The organism is Micromonospora sediminimaris, assembly GCF_016863575.1.
In the GTDB taxonomy this organism is placed as follows: Bacteria; Actinomycetota; Actinomycetes; order Mycobacteriales; family Micromonosporaceae; genus Micromonospora; species Micromonospora sediminimaris.
This window is the reverse complement of sequence record NZ_BOPD01000033.1, coordinates 1-17,778: the sequence shown is the minus strand read 5'-3', so window position 1 is coordinate 17,778 and position 17,778 is coordinate 1. Positions and strand designations below refer to the sequence as shown.

11 protein-coding genes and 1 pseudogene are annotated in these 17,778 nt (G+C 72.3%); 9 read left to right on the top strand and 3 right to left on the bottom strand.

Features of this window, described 5'->3' with window-relative positions:
• Positions 1-102: 102 nt before the first annotated feature.
• The gene (locus tag Vse01_RS23675) at positions 103-660 is read right to left on the bottom strand and encodes a sugar O-acetyltransferase (RefSeq protein ID WP_093405492.1); all 558 of its coding nucleotides are present in this window, start codon (positions 658-660) and stop codon (positions 103-105) included.
• A 140-nt stretch (positions 661-800) separates the two neighbouring features.
• Here Vse01_RS23675 and Vse01_RS23670 point away from each other — a divergent pair, with 140 nt between their 5' ends.
• Positions 801-4,130 (top strand): S8 family serine peptidase, encoded by a 3,330-nt coding sequence (locus Vse01_RS23670; RefSeq protein WP_093405114.1) that lies wholly within the window; start codon positions 801-803, stop codon positions 4,128-4,130.
• A 47-nt stretch (positions 4,131-4,177) separates the two neighbouring features.
• On the opposite strand, the gene dapD is transcribed toward Vse01_RS23670, so the two are convergent.
• Complete coding sequence (gene dapD, locus Vse01_RS23665; RefSeq protein WP_093405117.1) at positions 4,178-5,137, bottom strand: 2,3,4,5-tetrahydropyridine-2,6-dicarboxylate N-succinyltransferase; 960 nt, start codon at positions 5,135-5,137, stop codon at positions 4,178-4,180.
• Positions 5,138-5,268: 131 nt separating this feature from the next.
• Here dapD and dapE point away from each other — a divergent pair, with 131 nt between their 5' ends.
• Positions 5,269-6,339 carry a succinyl-diaminopimelate desuccinylase gene (gene dapE, locus Vse01_RS23660; RefSeq protein ID WP_093405494.1) on the top strand — a complete coding sequence of 357 codons (1,071 nt, stop codon included), beginning with the start codon at positions 5,269-5,271 and terminating at the stop codon, positions 6,337-6,339.
• 37 nt (positions 6,340-6,376) lie between these two features.
• Here dapE and Vse01_RS23655 read toward each other — a convergent pair whose 3' ends face one another.
• Entirely contained in the window at positions 6,377-6,529 is a 153-nt protein-coding gene (locus tag Vse01_RS23655; protein ID WP_170863441.1) for a hypothetical protein, read from the bottom strand.
• A 139-nt stretch (positions 6,530-6,668) separates the two neighbouring features.
• Between Vse01_RS23655 and Vse01_RS23650 the strand changes: the two are divergent.
• The 7 genes and pseudogenes from Vse01_RS23650 to Vse01_RS23620 all read left to right on the top strand — a co-directional run.
• Positions 6,669-7,493, top strand: a pseudogene (locus tag Vse01_RS23650) (LOG family protein); the annotation flags it as partial.
• A 143-nt stretch (positions 7,494-7,636) separates the two neighbouring features.
• Positions 7,637-8,182, top strand: a complete 546-nt coding sequence (locus tag Vse01_RS23645; protein WP_093405120.1) for an LOG family protein — start codon at positions 7,637-7,639, stop codon at positions 8,180-8,182.
• Positions 8,183-8,426: 244 nt separating this feature from the next.
• Positions 8,427-12,029 (top strand): ATP-dependent helicase, encoded by a 3,603-nt coding sequence (locus tag Vse01_RS23640; RefSeq protein WP_093405122.1) that lies wholly within the window; start codon positions 8,427-8,429, stop codon positions 12,027-12,029.
• Complete coding sequence (locus tag Vse01_RS23635; protein WP_093405497.1) at positions 12,026-15,382, top strand: ATP-dependent helicase; 3,357 nt, start codon at positions 12,026-12,028, stop codon at positions 15,380-15,382. Before Vse01_RS23640 ends, Vse01_RS23635 begins: the two co-directional genes overlap by 4 nt.
• A 231-nt stretch (positions 15,383-15,613) precedes the next feature.
• Positions 15,614-15,817: a cold-shock protein gene (locus Vse01_RS23630; protein ID WP_013735772.1), complete on the top strand. Its 204-nt coding sequence runs from the start codon at positions 15,614-15,616 to the stop codon at positions 15,815-15,817.
• Positions 15,818-16,093: 276 nt separating this feature from the next.
• Positions 16,094-16,276, top strand: coding sequence for a hypothetical protein (locus Vse01_RS23625; protein ID WP_093405125.1), 183 nt, complete (start codon positions 16,094-16,096; stop codon positions 16,274-16,276).
• A gap of 102 nt (positions 16,277-16,378) precedes the next feature.
• Positions 16,379-17,692, top strand: a complete 1,314-nt coding sequence (locus tag Vse01_RS23620) for a M16 family metallopeptidase (protein WP_093405128.1) — start codon at positions 16,379-16,381, stop codon at positions 17,690-17,692.
• The last annotated feature ends 86 nt before the right edge of the window (positions 17,693-17,778 follow it).

Genomic DNA, 17,778 nt, shown 5'->3' with positions numbered 1-17,778 from the left:
CGAGCCTCCCGGTGACGCATCTGTCACCTACAGTGCCCGATGCGGTGCACTGGTCGCCACTCGCCAGGGAGATGTTTGCGCAGGTAGAAGGTTAATCGAGGGTCAATTGAGTTGGCGTACCGGGCGGGCCGGGTTACCGACCGCGACGACTTTGGCGGGAAGATCACGGGTCACCACGGCACCCGCCCCGACCACTGTGTTGTCACCGACGGTGACTCCGGCGAGGACTATCGCTCCGCCGCCGAGCCAGGCGTTGTCACCGATGGTGATAGGCCGGGCCGCCTCCCACTTCGCCCGACGTGGTTCCGGATCCACCGGGTGGGTGGGGGTGAGCAGTTGCACGTTCGGGCCGATCTGGACGTCGGCGCCGATGGTGATCGGTGCGACGTCGAGGAAGACCGCGTGGTAGTTGACGAAGCTGCGGGGCCCGATCCGGATGTGGTAGCCGTAGTCGCAGTAGAAGGGTGGCCGGATGCCGGTCTCCTCGCCGAGCTCGCCGAGCAGCTCGTGCAGCGCCGCCTGACGTGCCTCCTGATCGTCGACGCCACTGTTGTTGATCCGTTCCATCAGGCGCAGGGCACGGAGGTGGTCGGCGATCAGTTCCGGATCGTCGGCCAGGTAGGGCTCACCGGCGAGCATGCGTTCCTTCATGGACGTCATCCGTCCGATCATGCCCGGCGCCGTCGCGGCAAGGACTCAACTTCGTCGAATTCTTGACTCCCATTTGCATACTCAGTATGCAAGTGTGATGAGAGTCGATGTGTCCTACATCGATGTAGACGCTCCAGAGGAGGATTCAGTTGCGACGAAGGAGCAAACTGACCGCCACCGGACTCGTGCTGGGTCTGGTGCTCGGCGTACCGGCGGCGGCCACGGCCGCACCGGCTGCGCCGACAGCGGCCCTACCGACCCAGTCCCTGACCGACAGGCCGGACGCCGGCCGCGGTGCCACCACCGTCACCCTGGTCACCGGTGACCAGGTCACGGTCACTGCGCGCGGGGCGAGCGTACGTCCGGCCGAGGGCCGCGACGGCATCCGCTTTCTCACCCAGCGGCAGCGGGATCACCTCTGGGTGGTGCCGCAGGACGCCCTGCCGTTGATCCGCGACGGGCGGGTCGACCGCCGGCTCTTCGACGTGGCCGGGCTGATCGCCGCCGGCTACGACGACGCGCACCGCGACGACCTGCCGCTGCTCATGACCTACGGGTCGAACGCTCGGCGGGCCGGCACACCCGACGGGGTGACCGTCACCCGTGACCTGACCGCCATCAGTGGTGTCGCGGCCACCGCGGACAAGCAAAGCGTGGGCCAGGTCTGGGCCACGGTCGCCGGTGCCAGCGGCGCCCGGTTCGACGCGGCGGGGGGTGTCGAGCGGATCTGGCTCGACGGCCGGCGGCAGCTGACGCTGGAACACAGCGTGCCGCAGATCGGGGCGCCCGCCGCCCACCAGGCCGGCTTCACCGGTCAGGGGGTACGCGTGGCGGTGCTTGACACCGGCGTCGATGCCGCGCATCCCGACCTCACCGGCCGGGTCGCCGAGTCGAGGAACTTCACCGAGGAGACGAACCCGGGCGACATCGTGGGGCACGGCACCCACGTCGCCTCGATCATCGCGGGCAGCGGCGCCGCCTCGGACGGCCGCAACCGGGGTGTGGCACCCGACGCGACAGTGCTCTCCGGCAAGGTCTGCGAGGAGTACGGGTGCACCGAGTCGGCCATCCTGGCCGGCATGCAGTGGGCCGCCACCGAGGTCGAGGCCGACGTGGTGAACCTCAGCCTGGGCGGGGCGGACACTCCGGAGGTCGATCCGCTTGAGGAGGCGGTGAACACGCTCACCGAGCAGACCGGTGCCCTCTTCGTGATCTCCGCCGGCAACGCCGGACGGACCGGCACGGTCGGCTCGCCGGCCAGCGCCGACGCCGCGCTCGCCGTCGGCGCGGTCGACCGGGACGACCAACTCGCCGACTTCTCCAGCCAGGGCCCGCGGGTCGGTGACGACGCCCTCAAGCCGGAGATCACCGCCCCGGGAGTGGACATCGTGGCCGCCCGGGGGGAGGGCACGCAACTCGGTGAACCGGTCGGCGAGCAGTACGTCTCGCTCTCCGGCACCTCGATGTCCGCACCACACGTGGCCGGTGCGGCGGCGCTGCTCGCCCAGCAGCACACCGACGCGACGGCGGAGCGGCTGAAGGCCACCCTGATGGCCTCGGCCCTGCCGCATCCGGACCTGACCGCGTACCAGCAGGGTGCCGGCCGGGTCGACGTGGCGCGTGCCATCAACCAGTCGGTGGTCAGCGAGCCGGCGAGCGTCTCGTTCGGCCGGACGCTCTGGCCGCACGCCGACGACGAACCGATCCAGCGCGAGGTGACCTGGCGCAACACCGGCACCGCGCCGCTCACCCTGGACCTCAGCATCGAGGCCACCGGCCCGGACGGCGAACCCGCGCCGGCCGGCGTGTTCACGCTCGGTACGCAGCAGGTCCAGGTGCCGGCGGGCGGGACCGCGTCGGCCACGGTCACCGTCGACACCAGCGTCGACAGCCCGGACGGCCACTACACCGGTCGGGTGGTCGCCCGTGCCGGTGACCTGGTGGCGATCACGCCGGTGGCCGTGCACAAGGAGGTGGAGAGCTACACGCTGACCCTGCGCCACCTGAGCCGTGAGGGTGCCGTGCCGGACGAGTACGCGACCTTCCTGCTCGGGCTGGACGACTTCACCGACATCTTCGTGTCCGACCTGGACGGCACCGCCGAGGTGCGGGTGCCCAAGGGGCGGTACGGGCTGGCCAGTTTCCTGTTCGACGAGGCCAGCGAGGAACTGGTGCTGATGACCCAGCCGGAACTGGTGGTGGAGTCGGACGCCGAGACCGTGGTGGACGCGCGTACGGCGAAGCCGGTGCGGATGACGGTGCCGGACCGGTCGGCGACGCCGGCGCTCGTCGCTGTCGACGCGTACTTCCTGTTCGACGAAGGGATAGCCGGGTTCGGTGCGGTCGCCGACGACTTCGGTGGGCTGTTCACCGGGCAGCTCGGCGGCCGGACTGCGGCAGACCACTTCTTCGCCGTGTTCAGCAGCCAGTTCGCCGACCTGGAGGCGGCCAGCAGCCCGTATCTCTACGCCCTCGCCGAGATGGTGCCGGGCCGGATGCCTGCCGGGTTGACCCGGCACTACCGCAGCAGTGACCTGGCCACCGTCAAGCAGACGTTCCGGGACGGCTACCCCGGCACGCTCGCCGAGCGGATGTCCTTCGCCCTGTTCGAGCCCGACCTGGGCGGCTGGGCGGTCGGGCTGCCTTCCGCGGTACCGGGTCAGCGGGTCGAGTACTACAACACCGGGGCGGTGCGTTGGAGTACCGAGCTGTGGTTCGGCACGCGCAGCGACGACGTGCCCTGGCTCGAACCGGTGGCCGTGCTCTTCTCGGAACCGACGACGTACCGGGCCGGGCGGACCTACCGGGAGGTCTGGAACGGTGCGCCCCACGGACAGTCGTTCCCGGTGCCGCGCTGGCCGGACGACGGCCTGACCCGGCAGGGTGACCTGATCACGCTGTCCGTGCCGCTGTACAGCGACGCGGCCGGACACCTGGGCAGTTCGCTTACGGACGCCGGACGTACCGCCCTGTACCGCAACGGCAAACTGGTGAATGAGTCCGAGGATCCCGGCTGGGGCCAGTTCGAGGTGCCCGCCGGTCCCGCCAGATACCGGCTGGAGACGTCGGCGAAACGTACGGTAAGCGACCTGAGCACGGAGGTTGCCACCACCTGGACCTTCCGGTCCCGGCACGTACGCGGCGACGACCCGGTGCGGCTGCCCGCCTCCGCGATCCGGTTCGCGCCGCGGCTGGACGAGCGGAACGCGGCTCCGGCGGGCCGGTCCTTCGTGATTCCGGTCGCGGTGCAGCGCCAACCCGGCGCACCGGTGGCGAAGACGGCGTCGTTGACCGTCGAGGTCTCCTACGACGGCGGCAAGCGCTGGCAGCGCGCCAAGCTACGCAAGGTCGGTAGCGGCTGGCAGGCCACCGTGCAGCACCCACGCGGCACCGGCCACGTGTCGTTGCGGGCCACCGCCCGCGACACCGACGGCAACACCGTCACCCAGCGGATCATTCAGGCGTACCGCCTGCGGTGAGCCGCACCGGCGGGGCGGGCCCGATCAGGGCTCGCCCCGCCGGGGCTTCAGTCGTTGGCGTGCAGGGCGGCGTTCAGCTCGATGCCCCGGCCGGCGCGGGGACGGGCCTCCAGCGCGCCGGAGACCGAGTTGCGCCAGAACAGCAACCCGTCGACGCCGGACAGCTCGCGGGCCTTGACGACCCGGCCGTCCGGGAGACTGATCTTCGAGGCGGCGGTGATGTAGCAACCCGCCTCGACGACGCAGTCGTCGCCGAGCGAGATGCCGACGCCGGCGTTGGCACCGACCAGGCTCCGCTCGCCGATGCGTACCTTGTCGGTGCCGCCGCCGGAGAGGGTGCCCATGATGGAGGCGCCGCCGCCGATGTCCGAACCGTCACCCACCACCACGCCCTGCACGATGCGCCCCTCGACCATCGAGGTGCCGAGCGTGCCGGCGTTGAAGTTGACGAAGCCCTCGTGCATGACTGTGGTACCGGCGGCGAGGTGCGCGCCGAGCCGGACCCGGTCGGCGTCGGCGATCCGCACCCCGGAGGGCACCACGTAGTCGGTCATCCGCGGGAACTTGTCCACCCCGTACACCCCGAGGTGGCGGCCGGCGGCCCGCTCGATGACGCGCAACTCGTCCACCCGCTCCGGCGGGCACGGCCCGGCGGAGGTCCAGGCCACGTTGGCCAGCTTGCCGAAGATGCCGTCGAGGTTGATCTCGTTGGGCCGCACCAGGCGGTGGGAGAGCAGGTGCAGCCGCAGGTACGCGTCCGCCGCGTCCTTGATCGGATCGTCGAGCGAGCCGATGACGGTGACCACCTGGACGGTACGCAGACCCGGCAGGGCTCGGTCGCCGATCGCGCCGGGCGGCAGGTCCAGCACGTCGGCCTCGTCCTCACCGGCGACCAGTGGCAGCTCGCCGAGGCCCAGCTTGCCGGTCGGGTACCAGGCGTCGAGCACCTGGTCCTCGGCGGTGACGGTGGCCAGGCCGATGCCCCACGCGGATTGTGTGGACGTCACTTACTCACCTCTCGTTCCCCTGCGGGCTGCTGCTGCTGCTGCTCGCGACTGCGGCTCTCCGGCCCACGCCTCGTGCTGCGTCGAAGGGCTCGCGTCTCACGGTCGCCGGTTGTGACGGTACCGTGCGGACCATGGAGAACCCGCTTACCCCCGAGGTCCTCGCCGATCCGGTGGCGTTGACCCGCGCGCTGGTCGACATCGAGTCCGTGTCCCTCAACGAGAAGGCCATCGCCGACTGCGTGGAGGAGGTTCTGCGGGTGGTCCCGCACCTGACCACCTACCGGTACGGCAACACCGTGATGGCCCGTACCGACCTGGGGCGGGCTTCCCGGGTGGTGCTCGCCGGCCACCTGGACACGGTGCCGCTGAACAACAACTTCCCGTCGACCCTGCGCGGCGACCTGATGTACGGCTGCGGCACCTCGGACATGAAGTCCGGGGTCGCCTATGCACTGCATCTCGCGACGAGCCTGCCCGCGCCACGCTACGACGTGACGTACTTCTTCTACGAGGCCGAGGAGATCGAGTCGAGGTACAACGGCCTGCACCTGGTCGCGCAGGCGCACCCGGACTGGCTGGAGGCCGACTTCGCGCTGCTGTTGGAGCCGACGTACGGCATCGTCGAGGCCGGCTGCCAGGGCACCATGCGAGCCGTGGTGGTGACCACCGGGGTACGGGCCCACTCGGCCCGTTCCTGGCACGGGGTCAACGCGGTCCATGGTGCCGGTGAGGTGCTCCGCCGCCTGTCGACGTACCAGGCCCGGCGGGTAACCATCGACGGCTGCGATTACCGGGAAGGGATGAACGCGACCCGCATCCACGGCGGGGTCGCCGGCAACGTGGTGCCGGACCGGTGCGAGATCGAGGTGAACTACCGCTTCGCGCCGGACCGTACGCCGGCCGAGGCCGAGGCGCACCTGCGTGAGGTCTTCGCGGACTACGAACTGACCGTGACCGACTGCGCGGCCGGTGCCCTGCCCGGGCTGGAGGCGGCTCCCGCCCGCGAGTTCCTGGCGGCGGTGGGCGCCGCGCCCATCGGCAAGCTGGGTTGGACCGACGTGGCCCGGTTCGCCGCGATGGGGATTCCGGCGCTCAACTTCGGCCCGGGTGATCCGAACCTGGCCCACCACCCGGACGAGCACGTCGAGATCAGCAAGATCCGCGACGGTGCGGCGACGCTGCATCGCTGGCTTGCCGCCTGATCGTCCCGGCCCCGTCAGCGGGTGAGCGCGTCGACGGTCAGACGGCGCTCAGGTGGGACTCGGCGCCCGGATCGGTCGGCGGTTCGGGTGGCTTGTCGAGCAGGCGGGTGCGGCGGCGCTCGGCCACCACGTCGCGGATGCGTCGCTGCATCTGGCGGCGAATCCGGATCCGTTCGTTGTTGCTGATCACGCTGTCTCCTCCCCCGAAGCCTGCGCGCCGGGGCATACCCGGTATGTGAATAGTAAGACGTACGGGAAAGCGATTTGGTTGCACAAGATCACAAAGTGTTTGCCGGGTTCTCCGGCCGGACTCCACTACGGTTGCTTCCATGACCCAGAGCAACCGGCGCGAACGAGAACAGGAGCGGCATCGCGGCGCCGTCACACTACGTCGCCAGTCGATCACCAATAGCACTGCGGATCAACGCCTGCTGGACTCCCGGGCGCGGGCCGACTGGAAGACGAAGGACGCCTGGCGGGCGTTGCGGATCCTCTCCGAGTTCGTGGAGGGCTTCGACACCCTCGCCGATTTGCCGCCGGCGGTCAGCGTCTTCGGGTCGGCGCGCAGCAAGCCGGACAGCCCCGAGTGTCAGCTCGCCGAGGCGCTGGGGGCGGCGCTGGCCCGGGCCGGCTACGCGGTGATCACCGGCGGCGGTCCGGGCGTGATGGAGGCGGTCAACCGGGGGGCCAGCGAGGCCGGCGGCCACTCCGTCGGCCTCGGCATCGAACTCCCCTTCGAGCAGGGCATCAACGAGTGGGTCGACCTGGCCATCGACTTCCGCTACTTCTTCGCCCGCAAGACCATGTTCGTCAAGTACGCCCAGGCGTTCGTGGTGCTGCCCGGCGGGTTCGGCACCATGGACGAACTCTTCGAGGCGCTCACCCTGGTGCAGACCGGGAAGGTCACCCGGTTCCCGGTGGTGCTGATGGGCGCGGACTACTGGCAAGGGCTGCTCGACTGGCTGCGTGACACGATGGCCGCCGAAGGCAAGATCGGCCCGGTCGATCTGGAGCTGATCTGCGTCACCGACGATGTCGCGGCGGCGGTGCGGCACATCGTGGAGGCCGAGGCCGCCCTCAGCGTCGAGCAGGAGACCGTCCGCGAGGAAGCCGTCGCCCGGGTCGCCGCCGACCAGCAGGCCGCCGCCACCGAGTCGGCCGCCGCCAACGGGCAGGCGGCTGCGCAGGGTTCGGCTGGCCTCAACCGGCAGGCGGCGGAGAGGTCGGCTGCTGCTGACGGGTCGTCGGTCGCCGCGGACGAATCCGCCGCGACCGACGACCCGGCGGGGCGCTGACGATGGCCGCGATCTGCGTGTTCTGCGCATCCTCCCGCACGCTCGACAAGCGTTGGCTGGACCTGGCTGCCGACACCGGTGCGGAGATTGCTCGGCGTGGGCACACGCTGGTAAGCGGCGGGGGCTGCGTCGGGATGATGGGTGCGCTGGTCAACGGCGCACGCGCGGCGGGAGGTCGCACGGTGGGCGTGATCCCGCAGGCACTTGTCGACCTGGAGGTCGCCGACCTCGCCTCCGACGAACTGCTGGTCACCGAGTCGATGGCCAGTCGGAAGATCCTGATGATCGAGAAGTCGGACGCCTTCCTCACCCTGCCCGGCGGGCTCGGCACGCTCGACGAACTCTTCGAGGTCTGGACCACCGCGACGCTCGCCCTACACCACAAGCCGATGGTGTTGGTCGACACCGACGGTTTCTACGACCCGCTGCTGGAGTGGTTGCGCAAGCTGACCGATCAGACCTTCCTCAAGCCCGCCGGCTTCGACCTGCTGCGGTCGGTCGACACCGTCCCGAGTGCGCTCGATCTGATCGAATCCCACCTCACCTGACCGCCGCCTGGCCGTGACGCGGCCCGGCCGCCCGTCGCCCCGGCCGCCCGGCTCGGGACGTGGTCGGCTCGGGATGCGGTCGGTTCGGGATGCGGTCGGCTCGGCTTGTGATCGGCTTGGGATGCGGCGAACCGGGCCTTCCCGTCGAGCGGAAGCCCCGACTTGCCGCAAGCCGAGCGCCGGACACCGACCGGGCGGGTGTGGCGGGTCGGGCGGTGTCGCAGGGCCGTGATGGGATGGCGGGATGCAGGCGTACCGGTTGGTGCGTCGGCCCGCCGGGCCGACCGAGGGGAGCGGCCCGTCCGTCGAGCCCCCCTCGGATGCCGCTCACCCGCAGGCCGGGCAGGGGCAGGGCGCGCCGGATCAGGTCAGGTCAGGTCAGGCCGCGCCGGATCAGGTCAGGTCAGGTCAGGCCGCGCCGGGTCAGATCAGGTCAGGTCAGGCCGCGCCGGGTCACGCCGCGTCCGGTCAGGCCGAACAGGGTCAGGCCGCGCCGGGGCAGATCGATCCGCGGCAGGCGGAGGTCGTCGCGCACACTGCCGGTCCGATGCTCGTGGTGGGCGGGCCGGGCACGGGTAAGACCCGGACCCTCATCGAGGCGGTCACCGCCCGGGTGACCGAGGGTGTCGACCCGGAGCGGATTCTGGTGCTCACCTTCAGCCGACGCGGTGCCGCCGATCTGCGGCACCGGATCGAGGCGCGGATCGCCGCGACCGGTCAGCGGGTGCTGCGTGAGCCGCTGGTGCGCACCTTCCCCGCGTACGCCTTCGGTCTGCTGCGACGGGCCGCTGCCGAACGCGGCGAACCGTCACCCCGGCTGCTCACCGGTCCGGAGCAGGATCTGATCATTCGCGAGCTGCTCGACGTCGTCGGTGCGGAGGCCGACGCGGAGGCCGACGCGGAGCCCGACGACGACCAGGTCGGTTGGCCGGCGGATCTGCGGCCGGCGCTGCGTACCCGGGCATTCGCCGCCCAGTTGCGCGACCTGCTGATGCGTGCCGCCGAGCGGGGGGTGGGCCCGGTCGAGCTGGCCCGGCTCGGTGAGCGGCTCGGCCGCGCCGACTGGCCGGCCGCCGCCCGGTTCCTCCGGCAGTACGTGGCCGTGCTGGCCCTGCGTGACGTGGCCAACCGCGGCTCGGTCGCCTACGACCCGGCGGAGCTGGTCCGGGCCGCCACCGGGATGCTGCGCGACGATCCGGAGCTGCTCGCCGCCGAGCGGCGCCGGCTGGCGCACGTCTACGTCGACGAGCTGGCCGACACCGACCCCGCGCAGCTGGAGCTGCTGGACACGGTGGCCGGCGGCGGCCTTTCCCTGGTCGCCTTCGCCGATCCCGACTCCTCCACGTACGCCTTCCGGGGAGCCGACCCGGGCGGAGTGACGAGCTTCCCCCACCGGTTCCGGACCGCCTCCGGCGCACCGGCCGCCCAGGTGCTGCTGACCACCAGCTACCGCGCGGGGGAGCGGCTGCTGGCCGCCACCACCCGGCTGGGCCGACGGCTGCGCGGGCCGGCCGCACACCGGCAGCTACGACCGCTGCCGGACACCCCACCGGGGACGGTGGAGGTACGCACGTTCTCCTCGACCACGAGTGAGGCGGCGTGGTTGGCGCACGCGTTACGGGAGGCACACCTGCTCGACGGCGTCCCGTGGGCGCGGATGGCGGTGCTGGTCCGCTCCACCGCCCGGCAGCTGCCCGGGCTGCGTCGGGCGCTGCACGCGGCCGGCGTGCCGACCGTGGTGCACGGTGAGGATCTTCCGCTGCACCTGCAACCGGCGGTCGCGCCGCTGCTGCTCCTGCTGCGCTGCGCGTTGGAGCCGGAGCGGCTCGACGAGGAGGCCGCGGTCGCGCTGCTGCACTCGCCGCTCGGTGGTGCCGACCCGCTGGCGGAGCGGCGCCTGCGGCAGGGCCTGCGTGCCCTCGCCCTGGCCCGGGGCGACCGGCGGCCCTCCGGAGAGTTGATCATCGAGGCGCTCCGTGACCCGGCCGAGCTGGTCGGAGTCGAGCGGCGTTGGGCCGAGCCGGCGCAGACGGTGGCCGGGTTGCTGGCCGTCGCCCGGGAGGCGGCCGAACGGCCGGCCGCCACCGCGGAGGAGGTCCTCTGGGCCGTATGGCGGGCCAGTGGGCTGGCCGAGTTGTGGTCGGCCGCGCTGACCCGAGGCCCGACAGTGGCCGGCGAGGGTGATCTCGCCCGGCGTCGCCGGGCCGAGGCGGCCGACCGTGACCTGGACGCCGTACTTGTCCTCTTCGACGCCGCCGCCCGGTTCACCGATCGGCTGCCGGGCGCGCGTACCGAGGTCTTCCTCGACCACGTGCTCGGTCAGGAGCTGCCGGCCGACACGCTCGCACCGACCGCCGACCGGGGCGACGCCGTGCGGCTGCTCACCGCGCACGCGGCCAAGGGACTTGAGTGGGACCTGGTCGCGGTGGCCGGCGTGCAGGAGGGGGTCTGGCCGGATCTGCGGCTGCGCGGCAGCCTGCTCGGCTCGGAGCGCCTGGTCGACGTGCTTGCCGGCCGAGGCGACGGCGTGGCCGCGCTGGCCACCGTGGTCGGGCAGACCTCGGCGCTGCTCGACGAGGAGCGGCGGCTGTTCCACGTCGCGGTGAGCCGTGCTCGGCGGCGGCTGCTGGTCAGCGCGGTCGCCTCCGCGTCGGTGGGCGGCGACGACCACGAGGAGCAACCCAGCCGATTCCTCTACGAGCTGGGCCCCACCGACGATCCGGGTGGTGCCGGCGGTCCGCCGCCGCGGCCCCAGCCGCCGGACGAGCCGCTCCCCGCCGGCACCCCGGCGGACGGCATCCCGGACGATGACGGCCCGGCGGGTACCACCGGGGACGGGCATTCCGCGCCGGCTCGGCTGCCGCTGAGTCGGCCGCCCCGGGCGCTCACACTGCCCGCGTTGGTGGCGGAGCTGCGTACCGCGGTCGCCGATCGGGCGGCGCCGCTCGCCCGGCGGCGCGCGGCAGCGGCCGAACTGGCACGGCTGGCCGCCGCCGGGGTGTCCGGCGCGCATCCCGACGACTGGTGGGGGCTGCGCCCGCTCTCCGACGACCGGCCGCTGGTCGACGACGGTGAGCCGGTCCGGGTGACCCCGTCCGGGATGGAGAGCGCGCTGCGGTGCAGCCTGCGCTGGCTGTTGGAGCGGCACGGCGGCAGCGCACCGGCCAGCACCGCGCAGGGCGTCGGCAACCTGGTGCACGCGGCGGCGATGCTCGCCGAGGACGCCAGGGCCGACCGCGAGACGCTGCTGGAGTACGTGGCCGCCCGCTTCGACGCGATCGAGCTGGCCGCGCGGTGGATGGTCGGTCCGGAGCAGACCCGCGCCGAGGAGATGGTCGACAAGCTGCTGCGCTGGCTGGCCGCCAACCCGCGCCGGCTGCTCGCCATCGAACAGGAGTTCGCGGTACGCCTCGACGATCCGCGCCGGCCGGTCGAGCTGACCGGCCGGGTCGACCGATTGGAGATCGACGCGGACGGCCGCTTGGTGGTGGTCGACCTGAAGACCGGCAAGTCCACCGCGGTCACCGAGCGCGAGGTGGCCGAACATCCCCAGCTGGGCGCGTACCAGGCGGCGGTGGAGGCTGGCGCGTTCGCCGAGTTCGGCGACGAGCCCGGTGGCGCGGCACTGGTGCAGCTCGGCACCGGCGCGAAGGATGCCCGCGAGCAGGCCCAGCCGCCGACCACCGACGGTCCGGAGGCCGGCTGGGCGACCGCGCTGGTGCGCCGTACCGCCGACACGATGGCCGCCTCGACCTTCGCGGCGGTCGCCAACTCGAAGTGTCGGGTCTGCCCGGTGCGCAGCAGCTGTCCGGTCTCCGGTCAGGGCCGGCAGGTGGTCGAGCCGTGACGCAGCCCACCCTGTTCGAGCCGGTCCCACCGGCACCCCGCGCGGCGGACGCCGGCCCCCGGTACACGCCTGTGGAACTGGCGAAGCTGCTCCGCCTGCCGGCGCCCACCCGGGAACAGGCGGCGATCATCGCCGCGCCGGTGGAGCCGCTGCTGGTGGTCGCCGGTGCGGGCTCGGGCAAGACCGAGACGATGGCCGCCCGGGTGGTGTGGTTGGTGGCCAATTCGTACGTCCGGCCGGAGCAGGTGCTCGGCCTCACCTTCACCCGCAAGGCCGCCGGTGAGCTGGCGCACCGGGTACGCGTCCGGCTCGACCAGCTGGTCCGCCGGTTGGGCCGCCGCGAGCGCAACCCGCTCGACGACCCCCTCGCCGGTGAGCCGACCGTGGCCACCTACCACTCGTACGCCGGGCGGATCGTCACCGAGCACGGTCTGCGCGCCGGCTACGAGCCCTCCACCCGGCTGCTGACCGAGGCGTCCCGCTGGCAGCTGGTCGACCTGATCGTGCGCAACTACGACGGGGACATGTCCGAGGTGGACCGGATGCCGAGCACCGTCACCGACGCGGTCCTCGCGCTCGCCGGTGAGCTGGACGAGCACCTGGTCGAGCCGGACGAGCTGGCCGCCTGGACCGGCCGGTTCTTCGCCGACGTGCAGTCACGTCCGGGGCGGATCTACGCCGGGGTACGCAAGGCCCTCGCTCTCCAGCAGGCCCGGCTGAAGCTGCTGCCGCTGGTGCGCGGGTACGCCCGCCGGAAGGACGATTTCGAGGCGATGGACTTCGCCGACCAGCTCGCTCGGGCGGCTCGGGTCGCCCGGGACCATCCCGGCGTCGGTGAGATCGAGCGTAGTCGCTACCGGGTGGTGCTGCTCGACGAGTACCAGGACACCAGCCATGCCCAGGTGGTGCTGCTCAGAGCGCTGTTCGGCGACGGCCATCCGGTGACCGCGGTGGGTGATCCCTGCCAGTCCATCTACGGCTGGCGGGGAGCCAGCGCCGGCACGCTCGACCGTTTCCCGACCGAGTTCGCCCGCACCGACGGCGGCGCGGCGCGGGTGCTCGGGCTGACCACCAGCTGGCGCAACCGACCGGAGATCCTGGCGGTGGCGAACGCGCTGGCCACGCCGCTACGCGCGGCCGGGGCGCGGGTGCCCGAGCTGCACGCCGCGCTCGCTGTCGACGAGCCGATTCCGCATCGCAGCCCGCGCGGGGCCGCCGCCGGCACGGTGCACTGCGCGCTGCTGTCGACCTACGCCGACGAGGCCGACTGGATCGCCGACAGCCTGCTGGCCGCCTGGCGTGGGGCGGCCGGCACATCGGGCGTGTCGCCCGAGCACATCCCGGTGACGCGACGCCCGACCACGGCGGTGCTGGTCCGGCTGCGCAGCCAGATCCCGGCGATCGCCGCCGCGCTGCGCGAGCGCGGCCTGCCGGTCGAGGTGGTCGGGCTCGGCGGTCTGCTGGACACTCCTGAGGTACGCGACGTGGTCTGCACGCTGCGGGTGCTGGCCGACCCGACCGACGGGGCGGCGTTGCTGCGTCTGCTGACCGGAGCACGGTGGCGGATCGGGCCGCGGGATCTGGTGGCGTTGCACCGTCGGGCCAGGGCCATCGCGGCGGCCCGCCGCCGGCTGGCTGACGACGGCGCTCCGGAGATCACCCCAGACCGCCTCGATGAGGCCACCCTCGTGGAGGCGCTTGCCGACCTGGGGCCGGCGCAGGCGTACTCGGCCGAGGGGTACGCGCGGCTGCGCGCGTACGCCCGGGAACTGGGCCTGCTCCGCTACCGGCTGGACCAGACCCTGCCGGAACTGATCGCGGACGTGGAGCGGACCACCGGGCTCGACGTGGAGGTGGCGGTGCGGGCGGGCCGCGACGGCGCCGGTGACGCCGGGCTGGCCCGGGGGCACCTGGACGCGTTGGGTGACGTGGCCGCCCGGTTCAGCGGGGAGTCGCCGGCCGCCACGCTCGCCGGGTTCCTGGCCTATCTCGCCGCCGCCGAGGATGAGGAGCGCGGTCTCGCGCCGGGCGAGGTCGAGGTGGTCGAGGGGGCGGTGCAGATTCTCACCGCACACGCCGCCAAGGGGCTGGAGTGGGACGTGGTGGCGGTGGCCGGGCTGAGTCGTGGCGTGTGGCCGGGGCCGGTCCGCAATTCTGACCATTGGCTCGGCGGCCTGGGCGTACTGCCGTTCCCGCTGCGCGGCGACGCCGACGGGCTGCCCGAGTTGGCCCTGGCCGAGGCGGACGACCAGCGTGGCGTGGCCCGGGCGGTGGAGGACTTCACCGATGCCTGGCGGGCCCACGACGAGCGGGAGGAACGACGGCTGGCGTATGTGGCGGTGACCCGGCCCCGGCGGCTGCTGCTCTGCTCCGGCCACTGGTGGGGTGAGGGCACCAAACGGCCGCGCGGACCGTCGGCGCTGCTCCGCGAGGTGCACGACGCCTGCCTGGACGGCGGTGCCGGCCACCTGGTCGACGAGTGGGCGCCGGAACCCGCGCCGGACGCGGTGAACCCGACCACCGAGGTGGTGCTGCGGGCCGAGTGGCCCGCCGATCCACTCGGCCCTCGCCGTCCGGTGTTGGCCGAGGCGGCGGCGCTGGTCCGCCGTTTCCTGACCGACGGCGACGCCGGGGACCCGCCGGACGACGCGGTCGGGGAGGATCCGGACGTGGCCCGGTGGCGACGGGAGGCTGAGCTGCTGCTGGCCGAGCGGGCGGAGGTGAGCCGGCTCTCCGGCCCGATCGAGGTGTCGCTGCCCGAGCAGCTGTCGGTGACGCAACTTGTCGCGTTGCGCCGGGATCCGGCCGGGCTGGCCCGGGCACTGCGCCGCCCGATGCCGACCGAGCCCAACCCGTACGCTCGCCGGGGCACCGCGTTCCACGCTTGGCTGGAGCAGCGGTTCGGCGCGGACCGGTTGCTCGACACCGACGAGCTACCGGGGGCGGCGGACGCGGACGCGGCGCCGGACGAGGAGTTGGCCGAGCTCCAGCGGCGCTTTCTGGCGAGCGAGTGGGCCGACCGCACTCCGATCGAGGTGGAGGTGCCGTTCGCCACGGTGATCGGCGGTGTGGTGGTACGCGGCCGGATGGACGCCGTGTTCCGCCGGCCGGGCGACCGCTTCGACGTGGTCGACTGGAAGACCGGCGCGCGGCCGGAGGGCACCGCGGCCGAGGTGGCGGCGGTGCAGCTGGCGGTCTACCGGCTGGCCTGGGCGGAGCTGGCCGGTGTGCCGGTCGACCGGGTCGGTGCGGCGTTCCACTACGTGCGTGACGGGGAGACGGTCCGTCCGATGGACCTGCTCGACGTCGACGGGCTGACCGCGCTGATCAGCTCGGTTCCCGAGTCGACATGAAGCACTGGCGTGGTGCCGGATCCGTGGTAGGGTTCTCTCGTTGCAGTTTCGGTTACCAGCTCTGTTTGCGCCTGGCGGAATGTGGCCCCAGGCGCTCTTTGTTATGTCCGGACTTCTCCGGGCGGGGCGACCAGCAGCGACAGGCGTTCCGAGCAGGTTCGCTCGGGACATTCCTCTTTCAACTCCGCAACAGGTGCGGAGTTGACGTTCCGTCAAGGAGACGAAACAAGCATGGCTATTGGCACCGTCAAGTGGTTCAACGCTGACAAGGGCTTCGGCTTCATCACCCCGGACGGCGGCGGCGCGGACGTCTTCGCCCACTTCTCGGCGATCCAGTCCTCCGGCTACCGCAGCCTCGACGAGAACCAGCGGGTGGAGTTCGAGGTCGTGCAGGGCCAGAAGGGCCCGCAGGCGGAGAACATCCGTCCGCTCTGACCTCTCGGTCACCCGGCGTCGGCCGGGTCACCACCGTGCAATGCGCACCGGTGGTGGCCCGGCCGTCCCTGTTTTCCAGCGCGGGCGCGAGGCCGGCATCCCCGGCCGGTCCTGGTCGGCGCGTCAGCCTGGCACCGAGCGGCACCGCAAAGCCTGAGTCGGCAATCAGCGTACCGACCGTCGGGTGGGCGACTGTCTTCCTGAACCGGCTCGGGAAGCCTGGCTGCGGGGGGAGGGGCCGGGGGGGCTCCTGATCGGGTACGGGGGAGGAAGACCATGGTGGGCTCGGCAGCGCGTGAGCTGCTCCTGGTGATCGCGGTGGCGGCAGTCGGGCTGCTGCTGGCCACGGCCGTGACGTTCGCACCCTGGCCGGTCACACCGGGCGGGTCCGCTCCGTCCGGCCTGGTGGAGCTGCACCGACCGGCATCGACCGACCGTACGGGCACCGCGTCCGGCTGACGGGACGCGGTGCTCCGGTCGGGTCTTCGCGCAGACCCGACCGCGGTGCGCTTCCTCGCACGCCGGCACCGGCGGGCGCGCCGAGACGTTAGGGTCGGATCCGTGCCGACCCGCAGAGCGAGAATCCCAGCGACGAGGTATCCGGTCGAACGGTTCACCCTCGACAACGGCCTACGGGTCGTCCTGACCCCCGATCGCAGCGCCCCGGTCATCGGTGTGGCGGTCGTCTACGACGTCGGCATCCGCTCCGAGCCGGAGGGGCGCACCGGTTTCGCCCACCTCTTCGAGCACCTGATGTTCCAGGGCTCGGAGAACCTGGAGAAGCTGGCCCACTTCCGACATGTGCAGGGGGCCGGCGGCACCTTCAACGGCTCCACCCATCTGGACTACACCGACTACTTCGAGACCCTGCCGAGCAACGCCCTGGAGCGGGCGCTGTTCCTGGAGGCCGACCGGATGCGCGGCCCTCGGTTGACCGAGGAGAACCTGCGCAACCAGGTCGACGTGGTCAAGGAGGAGATCCGGGTCAACGTGCTCAACCGGCCGTACGGTGGGTTTCCCTGGTTGACCCTGCCCCCGGTGCTGTTCGACACCTTCCCCAACGCCCATGACGGGTACGGCTCCTTCGATGATCTGGAGTCGGCCACCGTCGCCGACGCCGCGGACTTCTTCCGGCACTACTACGCCAGCGGCAATGCGGTGCTCGCGGTCAGCGGGGACATCGACACCGCCGAGGCCGTCACGCTGATCGAGCGGCACTTCGGTGACGTACCGGCCCGTCCGGCACCCGACCGGCCGGACTTCGCCGAGCCGGACCTGACCGTCGAGCGGCGCACCGCGTACACCGACAAGTTGGCGCCGCTGCCGGCGGTGGCGTCGGCGTGGCGGGTGCCCGACCCGATCGGCGACTTCGCCGCCTACCTGCCGTACGTGGTGCTGGCCGAGGTGCTCACCGACGGGGACGCGTCGCGGTTGGTGGAGCGGTTGGTGCGCCGGGACCGCGCGGTGACCAGCGTCGGTGGCTACCTGGGTTTCATGGGTGACCCGTTCGACGTACGGGATCCGACCGCGTTGCTGCTCCAGGCGCATCTGCCGCCCGGCGGCGACGTGGACAAGGTGCTGCGGACCCTGGACGAGGAACTGGACCGGCTCGCCCACGACGGGCTCGGCGACGGCGAACTCGCCCGTACCCAGGCCCGGATGGCCACCCACCTGCTGCGCGAGACCGATGCGGTGCTCGGCCGGGCGCTGGGAATGGCGGTGCTGGAGCAGCAGCGCGGCGAGCCGGGGTTGCTCGGTGAGCTACCCAGCCTGATCGGCGAGGTCACCGACGAGCAGGTCCGGGCTGCCGCGGCCACCCTGCGCCCGGAGCGCCGCGCCTCCGTCGAGGTCCTCCCCGGAGGTGGGTCCCGGTGAGTGCGAGGAGTGAGCCGGGTTTGCGAGCCCCGCAGTCACGAACGGAAGGTGGGTCCCGGTGAATGCGAGGAGTGAGCCGGGTTTGC

Bases quoted from the DNA above. Each gene is read 5' to 3' on its own strand.
- Vse01_RS23675 (WP_093405492.1), bottom strand. From the start codon at position 660: ATGACGTCCATGAAGGAACGCATGCTCGCCGGTGAGCCCTACCTGGCC.
- dapE (WP_093405494.1), top strand. From the start codon at position 5,269: ATGGAGAACCCGCTTACCCCCGAGGTCCTCGCCGATCCGGTGGCGTTG.
- Vse01_RS23645 (WP_093405120.1), top strand. From the start codon at position 7,637: ATGGCCGCGATCTGCGTGTTCTGCGCATCCTCCCGCACGCTCGACAAG.
- Vse01_RS23640 (WP_093405122.1), top strand. From the start codon at position 8,427: ATGCAGGCGTACCGGTTGGTGCGTCGGCCCGCCGGGCCGACCGAGGGG.
- Vse01_RS23630 (WP_013735772.1), top strand. From the start codon at position 15,614: ATGGCTATTGGCACCGTCAAGTGGTTCAACGCTGACAAGGGCTTCGGC.
- Vse01_RS23625 (WP_093405125.1), top strand. From the start codon at position 16,094: ATGGTGGGCTCGGCAGCGCGTGAGCTGCTCCTGGTGATCGCGGTGGCG.